Here is a 23165-nt window from a genome sequence, read left to right on the forward strand (position 1 = left end):
GCTGTTATCAAGATGTGAACTTGATCCTTTCTTTCCCGTCAGAGATCGGATATAAGTTAATGTATATACATTTAGAGGTCGGTATGAACAAGGAACTGTTGAACTGCGAGCGGGTCTGGCTCAACGTGACACCCGCCACCCTGCGCCCCGATCTGGCGGACTACGGTCTGCTGGAACCCCACGCTCTCGGCGTTCATGAAGGCAAGATCCACGCCCTGGTGCCCATGCAGGATCTCAAGGGCCCTTATCCTGCCCACTGGCAGGACATGAAGGGCAGGCTGGTGACGCCGGGCCTCATCGACTGTCACACCCATCTCATCTTCGCCGGTAGCCGGGCCGAAGAGTTTGAACTGCGCCAGAAAGGGGTGCCCTATGCCGAGATCGCCCGCAAGGGCGGCGGCATTATCAGCACGGTACGGGCCACCCGTGCCGCCAGCGAGGAACAGTTGTTTGAGCTGGCACTGCCGCGGATCAAGTCGCTGATCCGGGAAGGGGTCACCACTGTGGAGATCAAATCCGGCTACGGCCTCACGCTGGATGACGAGCTCAAGATGTTGCGGGTCGCCCGCCGCCTGGGGGAGGCACAGCCCATTCGGGTCAAGACCACCTTGCTGGCCGCCCATGCGGTGCCGCCCGAATATCGCGACGATCCCGACTCCTGGGTCGAGACCATCTGCCAGGAGATCATTCCGGCCGCCGCGCAGGCGGGCCTGGCCGATGCGGTGGACGTCTTCTGCGAGCACATCGGCTTCTCGCTGGCCCAGACCGAGCAGGTCTATCTGGCTGCGGATCAATACGGTCTGGCGGTGAAGGGCCACATGGATCAGCTATCCAATCTTGGGGGCAGTGCGCTGGCCGCCAACTTTGGCGCCCTCTCGGTGGATCATCTGGAACATCTGGATCAGGAAGGGATCCAGGCGCTGGCCCATCGTGGCGTGGTCGCTACCCTGCTGCCGACCGCCTTCTATTTCCTGAAGGAGACCAAGCTGCCACCGGTCGCCGCCCTGCGCAAGGCCCATGTACCCATGGCGGTCTCCTCCGACATCAACCCGGGCACGGCCCCCATAGTGTCGCTGCGCATGGCCATGAACATGGCCTGCACCCTGTTCGGTCTGACCCCGGTCGAGGCCATGGTCGGGGTGACCCGCAACGCCGCCCGCGCGCTCGGCGAGCAGGAGCGTTTGGGGCAGTTGAGAGTGGGCATGCTGGCGGACTTCCTGGTCTGGAACTGTGCGCACCCGGCGGAGCTCAGTTACCTCATTGGCGTCGATCAGCTGGTGAGCCGTATCGTCAACGGCGAGGAGACGCTGCATGGATAAGTTCAGCCAGCCCCATATGTCGGTCTGGCAGGGGCGCCAGGATCCGGAAGATGGTGAACTGGCCCTGCGCTGGCATGACAAGGTTCAACCCTGGCCGCAAGCTGGCACTGCCGCCCCCGGTGTCGTCCTGGTGGGCTTTGCCTGCGACGAGGGTGTGCGCCGCAACAAGGGGAGGGTGGGGGCGGCCGACGCACCGCTGGCGATCCGCAAGCTGCTGGCCAACAGTGCCTGGCATCTGAGCAAACCTGTCTATGACGGCGGCGATCTGGTCTGCGACGACGGCGATCTCGATGCTGCCCACGACCGGTTGGCCGAGCGGGTGGCGAGCCTGCTGGATGAGGGCCACTTCCCGCTGGTGCTGGGAGGCGGTCACGAGGTGGCGTTTGGCAGCTGGAGCGGCCTCAACCGCCATCTGGCCGGTCAGGGTCGGGTCGGCATCATCAACTTCGATGCCCACTTCGATCTGCGTCGCAAGGTGGATCAGGCCAGCTCGGGCACCCCCTTCTTCCAGATCGCCGAGCAGTGCACCGCCCAGGGCACAGCGTTTCATTACGCCTGCCTCGGGGTAGCCGAGACCGCCAATACCCAGGCGCTGTTCGCACGCGCCGATGAACTGGGGGTCTGGTATGCGCTGGATGAGGCCATGACCCAAGCCGCACTACCCGAGCTTCTGAACGGGCTGGATGGCTTTATCGCCCGCTGTGATCACCTTTATCTGACTATCGATCTGGACGTGCTGCCCGGCGCCGTCATGCCGGGGGTGAGTGCCCCCGCCGCCCGCGGCGTCGAGCTGGCCATCATCGAACCCCTGATCGCCCATATCCGGGCCAGCGGCAAGCTGCGGCTCGCCGATCTGGCCGAGTACAACCCGAACCTGGATCAGGATAACCGCAGCGCCCGCGTGGCCGCCCGGCTGGTCCATCAGTTAACCAAGTAGCGGCCTGCCGAGGGCAGGTCGCCATGCTGCTGCATTGATAAAACAAGGAGTGTGTATGTCTGAGCAACACCTGGATCCCCGTCAGGATCCGAGCCGGGTCATCCGTGCCCCCCGTGGTACCGAACTGACCGCGAAAAGCTGGCTCACAGAGGCGCCGCTGCGGATGCTGATGAACAACCTGGATCCGGAAGTAGCCGAGCATCCCCAATCTCTGGTGGTGTATGGCGGTATCGGCCGCGCCGCCCGCAACTGGGCCTGCTACGACAAAATAGTCGAGGTGCTGACCCGGCTTGAGGAAGATCAGACTCTGCTGGTGCAATCCGGCAAGCCGGTCGGGGTGTTCCAGACCCACAAGGATGCGCCTCGGGTGCTGATCGCCAACTCCAACCTGGTGCCCCACTGGGCCAACTGGGAGCACTTCAACGAGCTCGATAAGAAGGGCCTCATGATGTACGGCCAGATGACGGCCGGCTCCTGGATCTACATCGGTACCCAGGGGATAGTACAGGGCACTTACGAGACCTTCTTCGCGGTGGCCAACCAGCACTTCAATGGCGAGCCCGCGGGCCGCTGGATCCTGACCGGTGGTCTGGGTGGCATGGGCGGCGCCCAGCCGCTGGCCGCCACCATGGCCGGTTTTTCCATGATCGCCGTCGAGTGCGACGAGACCCGCATCGATTTTCGCCTCAAGACCCGCTACGTCGACAAGAAGGCCCACAGCCTGGATGAGGCGCTGGCCATGGTCGAGGAAGCCAAACACAGCGGCACCGCCGTCTCCGTCGGCCTGCTCGGCAACGCTGCCGATGTCTTTGCCGAACTGGTGGCCCGCAGCATCACCCCGGACGTGGTGACCGACCAGACCTCGGCCCACGATCCCATCCACGGTTACCTGCCCCAGGGCTGGAGCGTGGCCCAGTGGCGCGCGCTGCAAAAATCCGCGCCTCAGGAGGTGAACCAGGCCGCTCGTCACTCCATGGCCCGCCAGGTGGAAGCCATGCTGACCCTGCAATCCCGTGGCGCCGCCACGCTGGATTACGGCAACAACATCCGTCAGATGGCGCTGGAGGAGGGGGTCAAGAATGCGTTCGACTTCCCCGGCTTCGTGCCCGCCTATATCCGCCCGCTGTTCTGCGAGGGGATTGGCCCCTTCCGCTGGGTGGCGCTGTCCGGCGATCCGGAAGACATCTACAAGACCGATCAGAAGGTCAAGGAGCTGATCCCGGACGATCCCCACCTGCACAACTGGCTCGACATGGCCCGCGAGCGCATCGCCTTCCAGGGCCTGCCAGCGCGGATCTGCTGGGTCGGGGTCAAGGATCGGGTACGCCTGGGTCTGGCTTTCAACGAGATGGTGAAAAATGGCGAGCTGAAGGCGCCCGTGGTCATAGGTCGCGATCACCTGGACTCCGGCTCGGTGGCCAGCCCGAACCGCGAGACGGAGTCCATGATGGATGGCTCCGATGCCGTTTCCGACTGGCCGTTGCTCAACGCCTTGCTCAACACCGCCGGCGGCGCGACCTGGGTGTCGCTGCACCACGGTGGCGGTGTGGGCATGGGCTTCTCCCAGCACTCGGGTGTGGTGATCGTCTGTGACGGCTCCGATGACGCCGCCAGACGCGTTGGCCGCGTGCTGCGCAACGATCCGGCCACCGGTGTGATGCGTCACGCCGACGCCGGTTACGAGATTGCCATCAACTGCGCCCATGAGGCGAAACTGGATCTGCCGATGCTGACCGCAACGGGCAAAGGGGTTAAATAAGATGTTTGAACTCAATCTGTTACCGGGCAAGCTCTGCCTCAATACCCTGCGCCGCGTCAGCCGCGAGCCGGTTCATATCAGTCTGGATCCGGCCGCGCTGCCGGGGATCCACGCCTCCGCTGCCGTGGTCACCAAGGTGATCGAGCAGAATCGCGTGGTGTATGGCATCAACACCGGCTTTGGCCTGCTGGCCAACACCCGCATCCCGGTGGAGCAGCTGGACGAATTGCAGCGCTCCATCGTGCTCTCCCACGCGGCCGGCATCGGCACCTACATGGATGACGCCACCGTGCGGCTGATGATGGTGCTCAAGGTCAACTCGCTCGCCCGGGGCTTCTCCGGCATCCGCTTGACTGTGCTTGAGGCGCTGATGACCCTGATCAACGCCGAAGTCTATCCGGTGGTGCCTAAGAAGGGCTCCGTCGGCGCCTCCGGCGATCTGGCGCCGCTGGCCCACATGAGCTGTCTGCTGATCGGTGAGGGCAAGGCCCGCCACAAGGGCGAGCTGATGGACGCCGCCACGGCGCTGAAGATCGCGGGCCTCGAGCCCATCTCTCTGGCACCGAAGGAGGGACTGGCCCTTCTCAACGGCACCCAGGCCAGCACGGCATTTGCGCTGGAAGGCCTGTTCCACGCCGAGGATCTGTTCGCCGGCGCCATCACCATAGGCGCCATGAGCGTGGAGGCGGCGCTGGGCAGTCGTCGTCCGTTCGATGCCCGCATCCATGAGGTGCGCGGTCAGCTCGGCCAGATCGATGCTGCCGCCTGCTACCGCCAGCTGCTGGTGGACGGCAGCGAGATCGGCATGTCCCACCACAATTGCGAGAAGGTGCAGGATCCCTACTCGTTGCGCTGCCAGCCCCAGGTGATGGGGGCCTGCCTGACCCAGATCCGTCAGTCTGCCGAGGTGCTGGTGTGCGAGGCCAACGCGGTCTCCGACAACCCGCTGGTGTTTGCCGAGGATGAAGAGATCCTCTCCGGCGGCAACTTCCACGCCGAGCCGGTGGCCTTCGCCGCCGACAACCTGGCGCTGGCCATCGCCGAAATCGGGTCGCTGTCCGAGCGTCGCATGGCGCTGCTGATCGATTCGCGCATGTCGGGTCTGCCCGCCTTCCTGGTCAATAATGGTGGGGTGAATTCCGGTTTCATGATCGCTCAGGTCACCTCGGCGGCGCTCGCATCCGAGAACAAGAGCCTGGCCCACCCGGCCTCGGTGGACAGCCTGCCCACCTCCGCCAACCAGGAGGATCACGTCTCCATGGCCACTTTCGCCGCTCGCCGACTGGCGGACATGGCGGAGAACACCCGTGGCATACTGGCGGTCGAGCTGCTGGCGGCGGCGCAGGGGCTGGATTTCCGTGCTCCGCTGCGCACCACAGAGCTGCTGGAGCTGGCCAAGGGTCGGCTGCGCAGCAAAGTCAGCTTCTATGACAAGGACAGGTACTTCTCGCCGGACATCGAGGCGGCCGCTGAGCTGCTGGCCCAGGCGGGCTACAACGACCTGATCCCGGCCGGTGTGCTGCCCAGCCTCTAAGCCCTGTTTGGCTCATAGCAAAAGACCGCCCATTGGGCGGTCTTTTCACATCTGGCGCAGGCCAAAACCGGTTACTCGTGCGCGAACATCAGAAACAGGCAGACCATGAACAGCATCAGCTGAGAGCTGGCGCCGTTTACTCGTGCTCGAACATCAGGAACAGGTAGACCACGAACAGCACCAGGTGGGTAGCACCGTGCAGTACATTGGTGCGGCCGCTGCTGAAAGTGACCTTGCAGACCATGAGGGTGGTGACGAGCAGCACCATGTCGGCGGCGGAGAGGCCGAGGCGCACCTCCTGGTCCAGCATGGCGCCGATGAAGAGCACGGCGGGTACTGTGAGGGCTATGGTGGCCAGTACAGAGCCGAAGTAGAGGTTCATGGCGCGCTGCAGCTGGTTGTTGAAGGCTGCCTTGATGGCGCCCACGGCTTCCGGTGCGAGCACGATACAGGCCACGATGAAGCCACCCAGTGCAGGCGGCGCCGCCATGATTTTCACACCGAAGTTGATGGGAACGGCCAGGGTCTTGGCCAGCAGGATCACCACCACCAGATAGGCGAGCAGCAGCAGGGTGTGGTAGAGGTTGCTCTGCAGCGGGCCGTGGTGCTCCTCGTAATCCTCGTGGTCGCTGTCGACGAAGAAGTGGCTGTGGCTGCGGGTCTGGATCAGCAGGAAGATACCGTAGAGCAGGATGGAGATGATGATCAGCATCCAGGACATGGGGCTCGACATGCTGCCAATGGTGCCGCCCCGGGTGAAATTGGGCAGCACCAGACAGAGCAGGGCCAGCGGTATGATGGCCACCAGATAGGATTTGACCCCGTCCAGATTGAAGCTCTGGGTGTGGTAGCGCCAGCCGCCAAACAGCAGGGTGAAGCCCACCAGGCCGTTGGTCACCAGCATCACCACGGCAAACATGGTGTCGCGGGCCATCACCGGATTGGGTTCGCCGGTCAGCATGACGGAGGAGATCATCACCACTTCCAGCGAGATGACCGACAGGGTCAGGATAAGGGTACCGAAGGGTTCACCCAGCTTGATGGCGAGGGCGTCCGAGTGGCGTACCACAGAGAAGATGGCCCAAGTGACGATGGCAAGCAGCGCCGCCGAGACAGGAAGATAAATCCCGAGCGGAGTGGCCTCTGTCAGCAGGTCGCTGCCCAGCGTCTTGAAAAACAGCAGGGTCAGCAGGCCAACGGGCAGGGCAATCTCTTGCCGGATAAATGACTTCATAGGCAATGGTTCTCATCTCGGGGCGGCTTGGGCCGCCGGGGTGTGGAGGCGAACGGCGCCGCCACGGGTGTGGCGGGCCTGCTAATGATAAAGGGAGTTGTACTGCCTGGGGAAAATCATTTTGTTACAAGATATGAGCGATCCGGCCCATCAGTGCTCGCCAGCGTGGTTCTGGTTCCAGGCCAGCAACCAGATCTTCAGCCTGGTCAGGGCCATGGGCTTGGCATACACATAGCCCTGGATCAGATATACGCCGTGCTGGCCAAGATAGTCGACCTGTTCTCCGGTTTCGACCCCTTCTGCGATCATCTCCATGCCGGATTCATGGCCGAAGGCGATAATGGAATCCAGAAGTGTCCTTTTTAGGTCATCTGTACCTATGGTGTCGACGAACATCTTGTCGATCTTGATCTGACGGATACCGAGTCGCTGCAGGTAGGCAAAGCCACCGTAGCCGGTGCCAAAATCATCCAGCTTGAAGTGATAACCCTGTTGCTGCAGCGCCGTGATCTCGTCGGTTGCCGCCTTGATGTCGGTGATCGGTTTGCGCTCGGTCAGCTCGAAAGTGAGCCGGGTTGGTGAGGGCCAGTGGTGCCGCTGCAACAGGGTACGCAGATGAGGGTGTTCAATGTGGGCAGCCACTATGTTGACGCTGACCCATTGAGCCGGTTCGAGCCGGGCGAGATCCGCAAGCACCTTGTCCAGCAACTGCTCGGTCATCGGCAGGATCAGATCCTGCTCTTCCGCATAGTCGATAAAGGCGCCAGGCGGCACCAGATCACCGCCTCGCTGCCAGCGTAGCAGTGCTTCGAAACCGATCACTGTTTGGCTGCGGCTATCCACGATCGGCTGATAGAAGGGCACGAACTCCTGTCGTGCCAGGCCTGCTTGCAACAAGCCCTTGAGAGAGCGCCGATAGTTGCGCAGCACCCAATAGGTGCCAACCAGCAGGGCCCCCAGTGCGCCGCCATACCAGAACCCATTGTGTCTGGCCTGTTGCTGGGCATAGTGTTCCAGCGCCTTGCCTGCCCACAGGGTCTGCTTGATGTGATTGTTGGGATCAAAGAAGCTCAGGCTCTGGCTCCCCCCTTCTTCCTTGATGGACTTGCTGCCGCGGGGGAAAACCGGTGTTGCTCCGTCCGGGGTCTGCTGGTGGAATTCGAGGTAGAAACAGTCGGTGCAGGGATATTGCAACAGCGCATGGCTCCAGCTGTTGTTCAGTACCCAGTAGGCGGTATTGTTCCCCACCCGGAAATAGGCGACCAGCTCCTGCTCCGTGTTGAAGCGGGCCTTGGTGGCCGCGAGGCCGAACAGCTCCTGGCTGGGATAGGGAGGAAGCTCGGCGGTGGTGAAGGGAAGATCCTCACCCAAGCTGGAGCAGCCAGCACCCGAGGCGAGCTTGAGCCCCTGGATCCGGATGTGACGGCTGTAGAAGCGGGGATCCCGCAACAGCGCCATGTCCTGCTGACCACAGTCAAACGTGAACTGGGCCAGTTGAGCGCGAATGCTCTCGTCCAAATCCTGGCGTCGCTCCACCAGAGCGGCCTCAATCTCCTCTTTTTTCTCCTGCAGCAACTGGTGTGCCAGCTGTTTGCTGAGCAGTTGACTGAGGGGCAGGCTTGCCAGCAGAGGCAGGCAGAACAACAACAAACTGATCCAGAGTGGGGAAATTCGTCGCAAGGTACACCTGCCTGATATGGAGATGAGATGCATATGAGTGGCAATATCATAGTGCATTAGTTACATCGATTTGAGCGAGGATGATCACTCTTCCACCAAAAAAACTAATGCACTGATAAATAGGCATTTTGTAAAGCAACATGATGAAGATTCAATCGCTGACCTGTCATAAGTGACAATTGTCCAGCTTATCTGAAATGGCTAGAGTAGCCGTGCGGTTTGACTCACCGTGTGTTCAATACTCCTGTATCTGTTTTTTTGTCAGTAGCACAGAGTGTTAGTTTTGATATGAGTGTTTCTTTTGGTCCCCTTAGTGGGACCATTTTTCTGCCTGACAATCCCTGCTCCCGCTGCCCACCTCCCGTTTTTCCGCCCTGTGGCCCTTTTTCGTGGCCAGCTTGCCGTCAGGCTTGGTGTTCGGGTGCCCATTTGGTTATGCTCGCCCGCTGAATTCCAGAAGCGGGATCTTCGTCCATAGGCGCGCTTCGGCGTTGGCTGATACGATGAAGCCACATGGATGTTGTCGGGCATACGGAAAGGCACATGAAACTGACCACTCAGCTTGTCTCGTTTATTACCCTGTGCGTGATCGCCGCCATGGCCATGGTGCTGCTCGGCGGGGTATTCAGCTTTCGTGAGCTGGGCATGGAGCTGCAGCAGAAGAAGGTCAACTCCCTGGTCGAGATCATCGACAAGCAACTGGAGGTGGCCGACGACCATCAGGATCTCACCCGCTGGCTGCCGACCCTGCTGCGTGCAGCCCATGTGGTGGAGCTGGAGATCCGTCAGGGCAAGCAGCGGATCTACTGGTTTCGCGACGTGCAGCAGCAGACCGACGAGAGCCTGCTGATCTCCTATAGCCAACCCATCTCCCATCAGACCGGCATGCAGGCCGACTTCAAACTGGAGCGGCCGTTCAAGGAGTTTGAATACTCCATGCAGGCCATGTCCGGCATCTCCCTCGGCGTCTTCATCGTCATCTTCGGACTCTGGTACTCCATTCGCTGGTTGCGGTTGCAACTGCGGGGCGCCGAGCTGCTGGCCGAGCGCGCCCAGCTGATCCTCGACAACAAGCTCACCAAGCTGGCGCACGATCCGGCCGATGAGTGGCCCGTCTCCGCCAGCCAAGCCCTTGACTACCTGCTGGCCGAGCTGGCGGATGCCCGCAAGGAGCGCAGCCGTTTTGACAACTTCATCCGCAGCAACGCCTTTGTCGACAAGATGACCGGTATCGGCAACCGCCTGTTCTTCGACAACCGGCTGGAGAGCGCCATCATGGAGGCGAGCGTGATGAGCGGCGGTGTGCTGCTGATCGAACTCGCCGGTCTGGAGGAGTTGGATCCTGAGCTGAATGGGCGTCAGAGCCAAGATTTATTGATGGAAGCGAGCGCCTCCATCGCCGCCTTCGTGCGCAAGCACAACGGCGCTCTGCAGGCCCGCTATGCCGGCCAGGTGTTCGCCGTGCTGCTGCCCAATATGTCCGAGAGCGAGATGGTGGACGGTGCGGGTCAGCTTCACAAGAGCCTGCAACGACTGCACTGGCCCGAGGCGGTCAACGTCGAAACCGCCGTCTACCTCGGCGCCGTCTGCTATCAGGCACAGGATTCGCTGCTCAAGGTGCAGGAAGAGGCCGAGCTGGCGCTCAAGAGCGCGCGGCTGCAGGGTCACACCGGCTGGTTCCTCTACGAGAAGCAGCTGGATGAGGAGCAGAGCAGCAAGGGCACGGTACGCTGGCGCACCCTGATCGGTCGTCGAATCGAGGAGCACGGCATCGACTTTTACGTCCAGCCGGTGCAGCAGGAGCGGGATCAGGTGGTGTTGCAACAGGACTTGCTGATCCGCATTCACGACGAGCAGGGGAGGGAGTTGCAGGCCGGTGTTTTCATGCCGATGGCCGAGAAGGCGGGGCTGTTGTTGCCGCTGGATCGACTGGTGGCGGAGCAGACCCTGCGGCTGCTGCGTCAGCGCTCAGAGCAGAGCTGCCCCATCAGCCTGACCCTCTGTGCCCAGAGCCTGCTGCACCGCGAGTTTCAGCGCTGGCTGTTCTTCGATCTGTTCCAGCTGCCGCGCAGCACCAACGAGCGGCTGATCCTGCAACTCTCCGAGGCCCAGGTGACCCGCCACTACGAGGCGCTCAAGCGGCCGCTGCGGGCGCTGCGCATGCTGGGTTGCCAGCTGGCCATCGATCATGCCGGCCAGGATGTGGTGAGCACCCAATACATCAAGGAGTTCGAGATCAACTTTCTCAAGCTCCACCCCAGCCTGGTGCGGGAGATCCACACCCGTCAGGTCAACCAGATGGCGGTGCGCAGCCTGGTGGGAGGCTGTGCCAACACCCGCACCCGGGTCATCGCCGTGGGGGTGGAGAGCGGCGACGAGTGGAAGATGCTGCGCCACCTCGGCGTCCATGCGGGGCAGGGGCCCTGGTTCGCCGAACCGGAGCGGCTGGTGATGGAACCGGCCGGCGCCTGATAAGATGAGCGCAGGGCTGCCTTCATATCCGGCCCTGCTCTTGCAAACCCGCGAGTCCCTGCATGCCCCCCGTGTGGACGAAGAGTATCTTGCTGCCGCGTGGGATGTGCCCGGCGACCAGTTCGCGAAACAGGCCCCACATGGCCTTGCCGCTGTAGATGGGCTCCAGCGGCAGGCCCGTCTCGGTACTGAAGGCCTGCACCCACTGCCAGAGGGCCGGGCTGAATTTGGCATAGCCACCATCGTGGTGATCCAGTGCTATACGCCAGCCGGGAGTGGTGGCCGCAGCCGGGTGAAGGCGGCGCACCTCGTCAGCGATGAAGCTTGCGCCTTTCAGTACCGCGATGGCGAGGATCCGCTCCTGCTCCCGTTTGCCGGCGATGAGGCCCGCCAGGGTGCCGCCGCTGGCGCAGGGCAGCACCCAGAGATCCGGCGAGAAGGGCACCTCGCCGACCAGCTCGGCCACCCCGGGAATGGCGAGCGGGCTGCTGCCCCCTTCCGGCACTATCAGGGTATCGGGTGCCGCGAACTGGGCCAGCCAGTCCGGATCCTGTCGCCGCCGATAGTTCTGGCGGTCGACAAAAATAAGATCCATGCCCCAGCCTTTTGCCGCGCTCAGGGTGGAATTGCTGGCAGCCTCCGGTTCACCGCGTATGATGCCGGTGGTACTAAGGCCAGATTGGCACCCTGCCGCCGCCAGTGCATGGATGTGGTTGGAGTAGGCACCACCAAACGAGATCAGGTGCTGTATGCCCTGCGCCCGGGCGTGTTGCAGCTGGTACTTGAGCTTGCGCCACTTGTTGCCCGAGATGGTCGGGTGGATCAGGTCATCCCGTTTGCACCAGAGTGTTACGCCATGCTCGGTCAGCAGAGGGTGCGAGATGGCCTGGAGCGGCGAGGGAAGCAGGGTTGGCTGCAGGGTAAACGCCTGCGAGCGGGTCGAGTTGGGTGACAATGAGTGATCCATCATTTATCTGGAGGCTAATACCCTGTTTATGCTAAGGTTTAATCCGTTTTATGCAGCCAGGTGCGGGTTTCAATGAAACAACTTTTCAGACGTTCGACCCCGAGCCGTCAGGTAGGGATCCTGCTGGCCAGCGATCGTATCATGCTGGCCTCGCTGGGACCCCAGCCAGTGTTCGCTACCCGCGCCATCAATGGTCCGCAGGAGTGGTCGCTTGCCATGAGCGAGCTGTTCAGCCGTCATGGCCTCGCCAAGTCTAAGGTGCGGGTCGCCCTCGCCGCCAGCCTTTATCAGCAAGTCCAGATCGACAAGCCCGCCGTGCCCGAGGCCGAAATGGCCGGTGCCCTGCCCTGGGCGGTCAAGGATTACGTCAATGAACCCGTGTTGCAGCTCGCGATGGATTACGTGGATCTGCCTACGCCGCCGGCTGGCCGGCCGCGCATCAATGTGATCTGCGTGCCCAAGATGCGGGTGCAGCAGCTGGCGGATGCGGTCAACGGCATTGCCAGCCTGGATGCCATCGTCAGCGACGAGCTGGCCATGACAGCGCTCTATGAGGCCGATAACGCGGTGCGCATGCTGCTGTGGCAGCCCAGGGGGCAGGATCTGCAACTGCTGGTATTCCATCAGGGGGGCCTCTGCTTCTCCCGCCAGCTGCGCGGCTTCACCGCCCTTACCGGTGAGCATGAGCCGGACAGCATGCTGCTTGATTCGCTGGCACTGGAAATCCAGCGCTCCCTCGACTATCTGGTCGGTCAGCTCAAGCTGCCGGAGCTGAGCCAGATGCAGCTTGCCATCGCCTCCTCCTTCATCGGCACTCTGGTGCGCCACATGGAACAGACCTTCGGCTTCGCCGTCTCCGCAATGGCCAACAAAGCTGTGTTAGCCGGGGTTGAATATCTCTCGGCCTATGCTGCCGCCATTGGGGAGGATGCCTGATGAAACGTCAGATCAACCTCTATGGCGCCGAATTTCGCCCCAGACGCCAGTGGGCCAGTCTCAACCAGATGGCGCTGGTGTGGGGGGGCTGCGTGGTATTGCTGCTCTGCATGGCCGCCTTCTACGGCTGGCAGCAGCAAGGGGTCGGCCGTGAGCTGGCGCAGGTGCGTGCGACGCTGGAGGTCAAGCGTGGCGAGGCCCAACGGCTGGATGCCGAGTTGGCCCGCCACCAGGCCAATGCCTTGTTGCAACAGCAGCTGGTCAGCAAGCAGGAAGAACTGACCGCCAAACAGGGGTTGATGCATCAGCTGGGCAGTTTGGCGTTGCAAAAATCCCAGGGCTACGCCGGCCTGATGGCCGATCTCTCCCGCATTCGGGACAAGCAGCTCTCCTTGCAGCGGATCGAGATCGCCGAGGGACGGATCAATCTGTCCGGTTTTGCCGGTCGCAGCCAGGATGTGCCTGCCTGGGTAAACCGTTTCAAGCAGACCCCGTCCTTGGCGGGCAAGCAGTTTGGTGGATTGACCCTGAGCCGTGACAAGGAGGGCCGGCTGGCCTTCCAGCTCAGCGGCATCGAGCGGGAGAAGCCCTGATGAGCCTGAAAGCACAATGGCAGGCATGGGCGGACAAGATTGCCGCCCTCAGCCAGCGCGAGCGGATATTGATCCTGTTGACCGGTCTGGTGCTGGTTTGTGCCGGCGCCATCTACGGCTGGCTGGATGGCGCCGCCCTGCGGCTGGATCAGGACAGGGCGGCCTTGACCACGGCCCAGCGGGATCTGGAGATCATGGATCTCGAGAACCTGGGCAAACAGGCAAGGCTGGCGCGGGATCCCGATCAGAACGTGCGCGATCAGCTGGCGCGGGTCGAGGGGGATATCGGCAAGCTGGATGCCGAGCTCAAGGCCCAGACGGTGGACCTGATCCAGGCCCAGGAGATGCCGGCCGTGCTGGAGGCCCTGTTGTCACGCTCCGCCAATTTGCACATGCTGGCGCTGACCTCTCTCGCCCCCCAGCCGCTGATGGCAGGGGATCAGCGCATCAACCTGTTCAAGCATGGTATTCGCCTCAAGCTGGAGGGCGGCTACTTCGATGTCTATCAGTACCTGAAGGCGCTGGAGGCGCTGCCCCGTCACTTCTACTGGAAGCAGTTTGACTATCAGGTGCAGGAACATCCCAAGGCCGTGGTGGAGATGGAAATCTACACCCTGAGCACCAGCAAGGAGTTTATTCGTGGTTAGATGGCTGACGCTATTGTGTTGTCTGCTGGGCTCGGTGGCACAGGCCGAGGTGCTGCAGGATCCCACGGCACCGCTGGACGGGATGAACAGCCAGGCGGGGGCCACCGCCAGCCAGAATGCAGGTTTGCCAACATTGCAGAGCGTGATGCTGGGCAATGGCCCGGCACTGGCGGTGCTCAACGGGAAAAGTTACCGGGTGGGCCAGCAGGTCGAGGGATATCGACTGGTGGCCATCAGTGCAGATGCAGTGGTGCTGGAGAAGGGGGGCAAACGCCAGTCGCTGACCCTGTTCGCCAGCAAGGTCCGCATCTGAACGCGCCCCGCCCGGGATGGGTGGGGCAAGGTTTGTCGAGTTTAATTGCAAGTCAGGGTGCACTCATAACATGAAAAAAAATCATCTCTGCCTGATCTCTGTGGCCGTGCTGGCGGCAGGCTGTACCAGCTACCGGCACCCCGAACCCGTGCAGGCCAAGGACGCACTGAAACACGCCATGACCGAGCAGAACAAGGTCGGGGCATTGGCGACCGTGCCCAAGTCGGTACAGAGCGAACTGCTGCAGATGAACCGCCCGCCCCAGGCCCTCAGCATGCCGGAACAGCGGCTGCGCATTGCTGCCCACGATGTGGATGCGGTGGAGTTCTTCGGTTCCCTGTTCAAGGGTTCCCGCTACAGCGTGGCCGTGCATCCCGGCGTGGCCGGCGAGATCTCCGTCGAGCTCAAGGACGTGACCCTGCCCGAGGTGCTGGCGGTGGTCGGTGACATGTATGGCTTCGACGTGCAGCGCAAGGGCAATGTGTTCCACGTCTATCCTGCTGGACTGCGCACCGAAACCATACCGGTCAACTACCTGATGATGTCCCGTCGTGGTCTGTCCCGCACGTCGGTCAGCACGGGCGGGGTGACGGCCAACGATAACAACAGCAATAACAGCAGCTTCGACAACGCCAACAGCAGCAGTAACAACAGCAATAACAACAATGCCTCCAGCGGCAATGCCAGCACGGACAACAGCAACGGTACCCGTATCGAAACGGATACCAACAGCGACTACTGGACCGATCTGCGCGCCTCGCTGGAGATGCTGATCGGCAACGGTGACGGCCGCGCCGTCATCACCAGCCCGCAGGCGGGTCTGGTGACCATTCGTGCCTATCCTAAAGAGCTGAAAGCAGTGCGTGAATTCCTCAGCCAGTCCGAGACCCACCTCAAGCGCCAGGTGGTGCTGGAGGCGCGTATTCTGGAAGTGGCCCTCAACGAGGGCTACGAGCAGGGGGTGGACTGGAGCGGCCTCTCCGCCAGCTGGGATGGCAACAAGGGCATCACGGGCGGCGGCTCCCTCGCCAATACCCAGCTACCCTCGACTCCCAACCAGATCTTCAGCGCGCTGGGCGGCGGGGCCGGCTTCAAGATCTCCGACGGCAACTTCAACGTGGCGGTCAACCTGCTCAAGACCCAGGGCGATGTGAACACCCTCTCCAGCCCGCGCGTCACCGCCACCAACAACCAGAAGGCGGTGATCAAGGTGGGGACCGACGAGTACTACGTCACCAACGCCTCCACCACCATCACCACGACTTCCACGGGGACCGACAAGACGCCGAACGTGGAACTGACCCCCTTCTTTTCCGGTATTGCGCTGGACGTGACGCCGCAAATCGACGAAGAGGGCAAGGTGCTGCTGCACATTCACCCCTCCGTCATCGACACCGAAGAGCAGAACAAGGTGATCGACATGGGCACCTCGGGGGGCAGGCTGGAATTGCCGCTCGCCAAGAGTTCGATCCGCGAGTCCGATACCGTGGTGCAGGCCAACAATGGCGACATCATCGTCATCGGCGGCCTGATGAAAACCGACAAGCAGGAGATTGTCAGCAAGGTGCCGTTGCTGGGGGACATTCCCTGGGTCGGCGAGGCGTTTACCAACCGGCGCGAGAGCACCAAGAAGGTGGAGCTGGTGATCCTGCTCAAACCGACCGTGGTGGAGAAGGACACCTGGCAGAACGAACTGCAGCGCTCTTCCGACCTGCTCGACAAGTGGTATCCACCCAAGGGCTGAGTCATGACCCAACATGCGGTTGGCCTTGTTCCATGCAGCCAGTGGCCTGTTGCCACAGCAGACTTCCAGGCTGGTGACAATTCATGTACCTGAAGCATTTCGGCTTGCAGGAGGCGCCGTTCGGCCTCACCCCCAACACGGTTTTTTACTATGGGCTGCCGCCCCACGAGGAGGCGCTGCAGGTGCTTCATTGGGCCTTGATTCAGGGGGAGGGCTTTATCAAGGTGACCGGCGAGGTCGGCACCGGCAAGACCCTGCTCTGTCGCAAGCTGTTGAGCGAGCTGGGCTCGGAGGCGTGCCCGGTGCGCCTCGCCTGGTTACCGAATCCCCATCTGACTCCTGCCGAGCTGCGCATCGCGCTGGCCCTAGAGCTGGGTCTGCCGGTACGGGATCAGAGCGAGCTGGATCTGACCGATCGCATTCATCGCCACCTCATCAGTCTGCATCGGCAGGGGAGCCGGGTGGTGGTGCTGATCGACGAGGCGCAGGCCTTGCCGGACGAGACGCTGGAGGCGATCCGGCTGTTCGGCAACCTGGAAACCGAGTCTAGCAAGCTGCTGCAAATCGTACTGTTCGGTCAACCCGAGCTGGACGCCAGGCTGGCCAAGCCCCACCTGCGCCAGTTGCGCCAGCGGATCGGTTTTTCCTACTGCCTGCGGCCGCTGCGCTTTGACGAGACCCGCGCCTATCTGGAGCACAGATTGCAGGTTTCTGGTTATCGCGGGGCCCCGCTGTTCGGTGGTCGCGCCATGCGTCTGTTGTGGCGCGCCTCCCGGGGCATCCCGCGGCTCATCAACATATTGGCGCAGAAGTGTCTGATGCTGGCCTATGGTCGGGGTGAGCGCCAGATCGATGCCGGTCTGGTGCTCCGCGCCATTCGCGATACCGACGATGCCAGCCGCCCCGTGCGAGGTCGCTGGTGGCCACTGTTACTACTGCTGGGGTGTGCCCTGGCCTATGGAGTCTGGCCATGAGTGTGATCAACCAGATGCTCAAGGATCTGGAACAGCGTCAGCAGGGGAGCGAGGGGGCCGTTTATGTGCCCCCCGTGCGGCAACAGGGCTGGTGGATGCTGGCGTTGACCCTGATCTGTGGCCTGGCCCTCGGCATTCTGGGCTGGCGTACCTGGATCTACTGGCAACAGAGCCAGCGGGTCGCACCGCAGAATCTGGCGCAGGCGACCAGCGAGCCGCGGCCTGATGCCGTTGCCCGCGCCGTGCCCGTCACGCCAACGGATGAGGAGCAGGAGCCGGTGGATCAGGTGGTTGCCCTGCCGACACCGCGGGCCAAACCGGCCACCGAGCCGCAGCAGGCGCTGGCGGTGCAGGAGAATGCCACCGACTATGTTGCCGATGGTACTGTCGAAGAGGAGGGGCCGAGCGATGAGGAGTTGCAGCCCGACCTCTATGCCGAGCTGGAAGCGGAACAAGAGGCTGTCGCCCCGCCGCCGCGCAAACCCGGGGTGCTGAAGATAGAGACGGTCAATCTCTCCGAGGCCGAGCTGGCCACCCTGGCTGAGCGCAAGGCCACCACCGCCATGGCCAGGGGGCAACTGCGCGATGCCCAGGACAACTACTATCAGGTACTGGCCCACGACCCGCACAATCAGGGCGCCCGCGAGCAACTGGCGGGCCTGCTCTATGGCGAAGGTCGACTGAGCGAGGCCAGCGAGCTGCTGGAAGAGGGGATCCGGCTCGATCCCGCGCAGGCGGATTTTCGGCTGTTGCTGGCTCGGCTCGCCATCAGTGGCGGCGATCAGCTCAAGGCACTCGGTTGGTTGACCGGCTATCAGCCGGATCTGGCTACCAATCTGGATTATTACGCCACCTGGGCCGGATTGACGCAGGAGCTGGGCCGCAATGCCGAAGCGGCGGATCTCTACGTGAAATTGCTGCGTCAGCAGCCGGATCAGGGCCGCTGGTGGCTTGGGCTTGGTGTGGCCGAAGATGGTCAGGGTCACAGTCAGCGCGCGCTCGATGCCTATCGCAATGCCCAGTTGCACGGCAACCTCGGCGAGGCATCGGCCAGCTGGATTGAACAGCGAATTGCCCAGCTCGCCCCCTGACGGGCGGGACGGTTAACTTTTTTGGAGTTTGCATGGCACAACCCAGACTGAAAATGCGCCTCGGCGACCTGCTGGTACAGGAACAGATCATCTCGGATGATCAGCTGCAGCTCGCCCTGCAGCAGCAGCGTCAGACCGGCCGCAAGCTGGGCACCACCCTGATCGATCTGGGCTTCATCAGCGAGGTACAGCTGCTGCAATTCCTTGCCCGCCAGCTGGACGTGCCCTTCTTCGATCTCAACAACCTCACCATCGATGCCTCGGCGGTGCCGCTGCTGCCCGAGGTGCAGGCGCGCCGCTACCGTGCGCTGGCGGTCAACCTCACCGACAACAAGGTGACGGTGGCCATGTCGGATCCGGCGGACTTGAGTGCCCTCGATGCCATCGCGGCGCTGCTTAGCCCGCGGGAAATGGGGCTGGCAGTGGCGCGGGAAGGTCAGCTGCTGGAGTATTTCGACCGCCTCTATCGCCGCACCCGCGAGATCGAGAGCTTTGCCGAGCAGCTGCACGAGGAGTATCAGGACTCCGGCTTCGAGCTCGGTTCCAGCAACCTGGGGGCTGGTGACGAGGGGGAGGCGACGGTGGCCAAGCTGCTGCGCTCTCTGTTCGAGGACGCGGTGCAGGTGGGGGCCTCCGATATCCATATCGAGCCGGACGAGAAGGTGCTGCGCATTCGCCAGCGGATCGACGGTATTTTGCACGAGAACATCCTCAACGAGGTGCGCATTGCCCAGGCGCTGGTGCTGCGCCTCAAGCTGGTGGCCGGGCTCGATATTTCCGAGAAGCGGCTGCCGCAGGATGGCCGCTTCAACATGAAGGTGCGCGGCCGTGACGTGGATGTGCGGATGTCCACCATGCCGGTGCAGTATGGCGAATCCGTGGTGATGCGGCTGCTGGACCAATCCTCCGGCATCCTGTCGCTGACCGAGACCGGCATGCCGCCGGAGATCCTGACCCGCTTCCGGCGCCAGCTCAAACGGCCCCACGGCATGATCCTGGTGACGGGTCCCACCGGCAGTGGCAAGACCACCACCCTCTACGGCGCGCTCTCCGAGCTCAACCAGGCCAGCCAGAAGATCATCACGGTGGAAGATCCGGTGGAATACCGGCTGCCCCGCATCAGCCAGGTGCAGGTCAACCCCAAGATAGGGCTGACCTTTTCCCACGTGCTGCGATCCACCCTGCGTCAGGATCCGGACATATTGCTGGTGGGAGAGATGCGGGACAACGAGACGGTGGAGATAGGCCTGCGTGGTGCCATCACAGGGCATCTGGTGCTGACCACACTGCACACCAATGATGCCGTCACCAGCGCCCTGCGGCTCATCGACATGGGCGCGCCTGGCTATCTGGTGGCGAGCGCGCTGCGGGCCGTGGTGGCCCAACGGCTGGTGCGACGGGTGTGCGAGCACTGCGTCGAAGAGAAGGCGCCGGACGAGGGGCAGGCCACCTGGCTGACCGTGATCTCCGGCGAGGCGCCCGGTCAGCATATCTACCACAAGGGACGTGGTTGCCAGAGCTGCAACTTCACCGGTTACGCTGGCCGGATCGGGGTATACGAGCTGCTGGAGCTGGATCAGCCCATGATGGATGCCCTGCGCCGCAACGACGCCGAAGGCTTCGCCAAGGCGGCGCGCCAGCATGAACACTATCGACCACTGGCCCTGACGGCGCTGGATTATGCCCGCCAGGGGATCACCTCGGTGGACGAGGTGCTCCGGCTGGCCGAGGACCTGGGGTAAGTGATGGCCAACTTCATCGGCAATGAGCACGGTGCTGACCGGCTGGTGCGAGGCGCACCATGAGCATCTTTGCCTACAAGGGACGCGACAGCCAGGGCAATGCCGTCAGCGGCGTGGTGGACGCCGCCAACGAGATGGCGGCGGCCGAGCAGTTGATGCGCCGCGGCGTGATGCCGACCGAACTCAAACCGGGCAAGGCGAAATCCGCTGCCATCGACTGGTCACTGCTGCTGGAAGGGGGCGTCAAGCTCGATGAGCTGGTGGTGTTCAGTCGCCAGATGTATGCCCTGACCCGGGCGGGGATCCCGATCCTGCGTGCCATTGCCGGGCTGGAGGAGAGCGCCCACAGCAAGCCGCTCAAGCGAGCGCTGCACGCGCTGGGGGAAGATCTGGGCAACGGTCGGCCGCTGTCGAGCTCGATGCAGGCCCACCCCAAGGTATTTGGCAGCCTGTTCGTCGCCATTATTCATGTCGGCGAGAACACGGGTCAGCTGGAAGAGGCCTTCTTGCAGCTCGCCAACTATTTCGATCTGGAGCTGGAAACCCGCAAGCGGATCAAGGCCGCCATGCGTTATCCCAGCTTCGTGCTGGTGGCCATCGGCATCGCCATGGTGATCCTCAATATCATGGTGATCCCGGTATTTGCCGGCATGTTTGCCAAGTTCGGCGTCGAGTTGCCGCTGGCGACCCGGATCCTGCTCGCCACCTCCCACTTTTTCGTCCACTACTGGTGGTTGCTGCTCGGCATTCTGCTGGCCATGGTGGTTGGCTGGCGGCGTTGGGTAAGCACCGCAAAGGGCAAGTTGACCTGGCACAGATGGCAACTCAGGTTGCCCATCGTCGGCACCATCATAGAGCGCTCCCTGCTGGCCCGCTTCGCCCGCAGCTTCTCCATGATGCTCAAGGCCGGGGTGCCGCTCAATACGGCGCTGACGCTCGTGGCCGATGCGGTGGACAACGCCTGGATGGCAAGCCGGATCCGCGACATGCGGGCCGGTATCGAACGGGGTGAGAGCCTGCTGCGCACCGCTGGCAGCAGCGGCCTGTTTACCCCCCTGGTGATGCAGATGATCGCGGTGGGGGAAGAGACGGGCCAGGTCGACGATCTGCTGCACGAGGCGGCCGAGTATTACGAGCGGGAGGTGGACTATGACCTCAAGAGTCTGACCGCCCGGATAGAGCCCATCCTGATCGGCATAGTGGCCGTCATGGTGCTGGTGCTGGCGCTTGGTATCTTCACGCCCATGTGGGACATGATGCGGGCCGTACGCGGCAAGTGATGATCTTTACTCCTCCTGATGGGGACATGATGCGGGCCGTACGCGGCAAGTAATGATCTGTACTCCTCCTGATGGGGACATGATGCGGGCCGTACGCGGCAAGTAATGATCTTTGCTCCTCCTGATGGGGACATGATGCGGGCCGTACGCGACAAGTGATGATCTTTACTCCTCCTGATGGGGGAATAATGCGTTGTGGTTGGGCAACAGGGTGCGGGAGAGGTGTGGGTGAGCAGACAGTCACAACAGGATGACCGCTGGCTGGGGGGATATAGACGGATGGCCGTCCTCATCTTGCTGCTGATCATGGTGGCGACCCTGGCCCAGAGCTATCGTACCCACAGAGCGGAGGCGCTTGCTGTGAGTCTGACGCTACTGGGAGAGCAGTTTGCCGAGCGTGCCCAGCGGTTGCACGGGCTCTGGCTGGATCAACGTCGTCCGGCCGTGCTGCACGCCGACGGGGTGGTCTGGCAGTTTGATGAGCGGGGCTGGCCGCTGGGCAACGGTGTCCGGCTGACGCCGTCTGAAAATTGCCGCTGGCTGTGGGAGCAACTCATAGGTGTATCGGCGTCGACACAGCCGCCGGTACAGGCCCTGGCAAGCGTGGATGGCGAGGGATGCGAGTTCGGTTGGGAAGATAATTGGCTGATTTATCAATTTTCTGATGGCAGAGTGCTGCAAAAGCCTTGAATGAGGCCGATTGTGTGGCTCAGTGACATGATTTTTTTATATCTGCATGAAATAATGCAGGTTATTACGGAGGGCCCATGACAACAAATCGAATGGCACCAACCCATCCCGGGTTGGTGATGACATCTCGGGCGGCGGGTTTCTCGTTGATCGAACTGGTGATCGTCATCGTTATTCTGGGGATCCTGGCGGTGACCGCCTTGCCTCGCTTCCTCGATGTGACCGACGAGGCCAAGAAGGCCAGCGTGGAAGGGGTCTCCGGCGGCTTTGCCACCGGCGTCTCGCTGGTGCGGGCCCAGTGGGAAGCGGAGGGCCGTGCCAAGCAGGACAACCTCAATACTGTGCTGTATGACGGTTCCCGTTTTTATCTGACCACGCCGACCGAGGCTCAGGTCAGCAATGGCGAGCTCTCGCCTGGTTATCCCATGGATACCTCGGCGGGTGGCGGTGTCGATGTGGATCCGGCCAACTTGACGGCCCCGCGCTGTCTCAATATTTGGGAGGGGCTGCTGCAGAACCCGCCCAAGGCTACTGCCAGTTTTAGCGAGGTGCGCGGTAGCGGCAATGACCTGAAATACTATGTCAGCGTGACCAATAACGGCCTGGACTCGGTCTGCCGTTACTATCTGGTCAATAGTCTGAGCAAGGGTAGCGATGGCAAGTATCAGGATCCGCAAGGCAGTACTGATGCATTTATGAGTTTCAGTTACCGTCCGGCTTCCGGTCAGGTGACCACCAACATCAATTAACAGAGGAAAATGAAATGAAAAAACAGGCGGGTTTTACCCTGATCGAGCTGGTCATCGTGATCATCATTCTGGGCATTCTGGCAGTGACTGCTGCGCCCAAGTTTCTGAATCTGCAGGATGATGCAAATGAAGCTGCTGCACAGGGCGTGGCTGCTGCAATCAAGAGTGGTGCCCAATTGGTGTATAGCCGTTCAGCTATCGATGGTACTGAGACAAGTGGTGCTTCCTCAGTTGCTGTTGGTACAGAACGAGTAACCACTAAGTTTGGTTACCCTACTGCTGATGATGCAGGTATAGGTAAAACTATTACTGTTGATGGTGGTTGGGCACAGAATAATGATGGTGTATATAAGTCTAATCAGAACAACAGTTGCCAGGTGATATACAGCGCCCCTTCTGTAGCTGGTGCTACATTCTCAGTATCTCTGAGCGGTGCTAACTGTTCTTAATAGTCATGATTGCGAGGCTTCGGCCTCGCTTTCTACTTTCCCCAATGAGAAACCC

At 62.0% G+C, this 23165-nt stretch carries 20 protein-coding genes; 17 read left to right on the forward strand and 3 right to left on the reverse strand.

Features of this window, described 5'->3' with window-relative positions:
• The first annotated feature begins 83 nt into the window (after positions 1–83).
• The 4 genes from hutI to hutH are packed head-to-tail and all read left to right on the forward strand — an operon-like array spanning position 84 to position 5549.
• Positions 84–1319 carry an imidazolonepropionase gene (gene hutI / locus ACW5XD_RS11690; RefSeq protein WP_456495023.1) on the forward strand — a complete coding sequence of 412 codons (1236 nt, stop codon included), beginning with the start codon at positions 84–86 and terminating at the stop codon, positions 1317–1319.
• Positions 1312–2256, forward strand: coding sequence for a formimidoylglutamase (gene hutG, locus ACW5XD_RS11695; RefSeq protein ID WP_456495024.1), 945 nt, complete (start codon positions 1312–1314; stop codon positions 2254–2256). The genes hutI and hutG overlap by 8 nt, the downstream gene beginning before the upstream one ends.
• A 55-nt stretch (positions 2257–2311) precedes the next feature.
• Positions 2312–4015, forward strand: a complete 1704-nt coding sequence (gene hutU, locus ACW5XD_RS11700; protein WP_456495025.1) for a urocanate hydratase — start codon at positions 2312–2314, stop codon at positions 4013–4015.
• Between the two features lies 1 nt (position 4016).
• The gene (hutH, locus tag ACW5XD_RS11705) at positions 4017–5549 is read left to right on the forward strand and encodes a histidine ammonia-lyase (RefSeq protein ID WP_456495026.1); all 1533 of its coding nucleotides are present in this window, start codon (positions 4017–4019) and stop codon (positions 5547–5549) included.
• 136 nt (positions 5550–5685) lie between these two features.
• Here hutH and ACW5XD_RS11710 read toward each other — a convergent pair whose 3' ends face one another.
• Both ACW5XD_RS11710 and ACW5XD_RS11715 read right to left on the reverse strand, forming a co-directional pair.
• Positions 5686–6783: a calcium:proton antiporter gene (locus tag ACW5XD_RS11710; RefSeq protein ID WP_456495027.1), complete on the reverse strand. Its 1098-nt coding sequence runs from the start codon at positions 6781–6783 to the stop codon at positions 5686–5688.
• 150 nt (positions 6784–6933) lie between these two features.
• The gene (locus ACW5XD_RS11715; RefSeq protein WP_456495028.1) at positions 6934–8463 is read right to left on the reverse strand and encodes an EAL domain-containing protein; all 1530 of its coding nucleotides are present in this window, start codon (positions 8461–8463) and stop codon (positions 6934–6936) included.
• A 543-nt stretch (positions 8464–9006) separates the two neighbouring features.
• Here ACW5XD_RS11715 and ACW5XD_RS11720 point away from each other — a divergent pair.
• Positions 9007–10935, forward strand: a complete 1929-nt coding sequence (locus tag ACW5XD_RS11720) for an EAL domain-containing protein (protein ID WP_456495029.1) — start codon at positions 9007–9009, stop codon at positions 10933–10935.
• A 22-nt stretch (positions 10936–10957) separates the two neighbouring features.
• On the opposite strand, the gene ACW5XD_RS11725 is transcribed toward ACW5XD_RS11720, so the two are convergent.
• Complete coding sequence (locus tag ACW5XD_RS11725) at positions 10958–11902, reverse strand: 1-aminocyclopropane-1-carboxylate deaminase/D-cysteine desulfhydrase (protein ID WP_456495030.1); 945 nt, start codon at positions 11900–11902, stop codon at positions 10958–10960.
• Positions 11903–11974: 72 nt separating this feature from the next.
• Here ACW5XD_RS11725 and ACW5XD_RS11730 point away from each other — a divergent pair, with 72 nt between their 5' ends.
• The 12 genes from ACW5XD_RS11730 to ACW5XD_RS11785 all read left to right on the forward strand — a co-directional run bounded on the left by ACW5XD_RS11730 (position 11975) and on the right by ACW5XD_RS11785 (position 23110).
• Positions 11975–12838 (forward strand): MSHA biogenesis protein MshI, encoded by an 864-nt coding sequence (locus ACW5XD_RS11730; protein ID WP_456495031.1) that lies wholly within the window; start codon positions 11975–11977, stop codon positions 12836–12838.
• On the forward strand, positions 12838–13431 hold the full coding sequence (locus ACW5XD_RS11735; RefSeq protein WP_456495032.1) for a PilN domain-containing protein: 594 nt from the start codon (positions 12838–12840) through the stop codon (positions 13429–13431). The genes ACW5XD_RS11730 and ACW5XD_RS11735 overlap by 1 nt, the downstream gene beginning before the upstream one ends.
• Positions 13431–14078 carry a type 4a pilus biogenesis protein PilO gene (pilO, locus tag ACW5XD_RS11740; protein WP_456495033.1) on the forward strand — a complete coding sequence of 216 codons (648 nt, stop codon included), beginning with the start codon at positions 13431–13433 and terminating at the stop codon, positions 14076–14078. Before ACW5XD_RS11735 ends, pilO begins: the two co-directional genes overlap by 1 nt.
• A complete protein-coding gene (locus ACW5XD_RS11745) occupies positions 14071–14391 on the forward strand; it encodes a SctD/MshK family protein (protein ID WP_456495034.1) in 321 nt (106 codons plus the stop codon). The genes pilO and ACW5XD_RS11745 overlap by 8 nt, the downstream gene beginning before the upstream one ends.
• A 70-nt stretch (positions 14392–14461) precedes the next feature.
• Complete coding sequence (mshL, locus tag ACW5XD_RS11750) at positions 14462–16135, forward strand: pilus (MSHA type) biogenesis protein MshL (RefSeq protein WP_456495035.1); 1674 nt, start codon at positions 14462–14464, stop codon at positions 16133–16135.
• Positions 16136–16218: 83 nt separating this feature from the next.
• Positions 16219–17109 carry an ExeA family protein gene (locus tag ACW5XD_RS11755; RefSeq protein WP_456495036.1) on the forward strand — a complete coding sequence of 297 codons (891 nt, stop codon included), beginning with the start codon at positions 16219–16221 and terminating at the stop codon, positions 17107–17109.
• Positions 17106–18200, forward strand: a complete 1095-nt coding sequence (locus ACW5XD_RS11760) for a tetratricopeptide repeat protein (RefSeq protein ID WP_456495037.1) — start codon at positions 17106–17108, stop codon at positions 18198–18200. The genes ACW5XD_RS11755 and ACW5XD_RS11760 overlap by 4 nt, the downstream gene beginning before the upstream one ends.
• Positions 18201–18232: 32 nt before the next feature.
• Positions 18233–19942 (forward strand): MSHA fimbrial ATPase MshE, encoded by a 1710-nt coding sequence (mshE, locus tag ACW5XD_RS11765; protein ID WP_456495038.1) that lies wholly within the window; start codon positions 18233–18235, stop codon positions 19940–19942.
• A gap of 59 nt (positions 19943–20001) precedes the next feature.
• Positions 20002–21222 (forward strand): MSHA fimbrial biogenesis protein MshG, encoded by a 1221-nt coding sequence (mshG, locus tag ACW5XD_RS11770; protein WP_456495039.1) that lies wholly within the window; start codon positions 20002–20004, stop codon positions 21220–21222.
• A gap of 228 nt (positions 21223–21450) precedes the next feature.
• Complete coding sequence (locus tag ACW5XD_RS11775; RefSeq protein WP_456495040.1) at positions 21451–21912, forward strand: hypothetical protein; 462 nt, start codon at positions 21451–21453, stop codon at positions 21910–21912.
• A 77-nt stretch (positions 21913–21989) separates the two neighbouring features.
• Positions 21990–22661: a type II secretion system protein gene (locus ACW5XD_RS11780; RefSeq protein ID WP_456495041.1), complete on the forward strand. Its 672-nt coding sequence runs from the start codon at positions 21990–21992 to the stop codon at positions 22659–22661.
• Between the two features lie 14 nt (positions 22662–22675).
• Positions 22676–23110 (forward strand): prepilin-type N-terminal cleavage/methylation domain-containing protein, encoded by a 435-nt coding sequence (locus ACW5XD_RS11785; RefSeq protein ID WP_456495042.1) that lies wholly within the window; start codon positions 22676–22678, stop codon positions 23108–23110.
• Positions 23111–23165 lie beyond the last annotated feature (55 nt).

The sequence above is a fragment of the Aeromonas enterica genome, assembly GCF_054052465.1.

Bases quoted from the DNA above. Each gene is read 5' to 3' on its own strand.
- hutH (WP_456495026.1), top strand. From the start codon at position 4,017: ATGTTTGAACTCAATCTGTTACCGGGCAAGCTCTGCCTCAATACCCTG.
- hutI (WP_456495023.1), top strand. From the start codon at position 84: ATGAACAAGGAACTGTTGAACTGCGAGCGGGTCTGGCTCAACGTGACA.
- mshG (WP_456495039.1), top strand. From the start codon at position 20,002: ATGAGCATCTTTGCCTACAAGGGACGCGACAGCCAGGGCAATGCCGTC.
- ACW5XD_RS11760 (WP_456495037.1), top strand. From the start codon at position 17,106: ATGAGTGTGATCAACCAGATGCTCAAGGATCTGGAACAGCGTCAGCAG.
- mshL (WP_456495035.1), top strand. From the start codon at position 14,462: ATGAAAAAAAATCATCTCTGCCTGATCTCTGTGGCCGTGCTGGCGGCA.
- pilO (WP_456495033.1), top strand. From the start codon at position 13,431: ATGAGCCTGAAAGCACAATGGCAGGCATGGGCGGACAAGATTGCCGCC.
- ACW5XD_RS11730 (WP_456495031.1), top strand. From the start codon at position 11,975: ATGAAACAACTTTTCAGACGTTCGACCCCGAGCCGTCAGGTAGGGATC.
- mshE (WP_456495038.1), top strand. From the start codon at position 18,233: ATGGCACAACCCAGACTGAAAATGCGCCTCGGCGACCTGCTGGTACAG.
- ACW5XD_RS11725 (WP_456495030.1), bottom strand. From the start codon at position 11,902: ATGGATCACTCATTGTCACCCAACTCGACCCGCTCGCAGGCGTTTACC.
- hutU (WP_456495025.1), top strand. From the start codon at position 2,312: ATGTCTGAGCAACACCTGGATCCCCGTCAGGATCCGAGCCGGGTCATC.
- ACW5XD_RS11720 (WP_456495029.1), top strand. From the start codon at position 9,007: ATGAAACTGACCACTCAGCTTGTCTCGTTTATTACCCTGTGCGTGATC.
- ACW5XD_RS11785 (WP_456495042.1), top strand. From the start codon at position 22,676: ATGAAAAAACAGGCGGGTTTTACCCTGATCGAGCTGGTCATCGTGATC.
- hutG (WP_456495024.1), top strand. From the start codon at position 1,312: ATGGATAAGTTCAGCCAGCCCCATATGTCGGTCTGGCAGGGGCGCCAG.
- ACW5XD_RS11780 (WP_456495041.1), top strand. From the start codon at position 21,990: ATGACAACAAATCGAATGGCACCAACCCATCCCGGGTTGGTGATGACA.
- ACW5XD_RS11755 (WP_456495036.1), top strand. From the start codon at position 16,219: ATGTACCTGAAGCATTTCGGCTTGCAGGAGGCGCCGTTCGGCCTCACC.
- ACW5XD_RS11735 (WP_456495032.1), top strand. From the start codon at position 12,838: ATGAAACGTCAGATCAACCTCTATGGCGCCGAATTTCGCCCCAGACGC.
- ACW5XD_RS11710 (WP_456495027.1), bottom strand. From the start codon at position 6,783: ATGAAGTCATTTATCCGGCAAGAGATTGCCCTGCCCGTTGGCCTGCTG.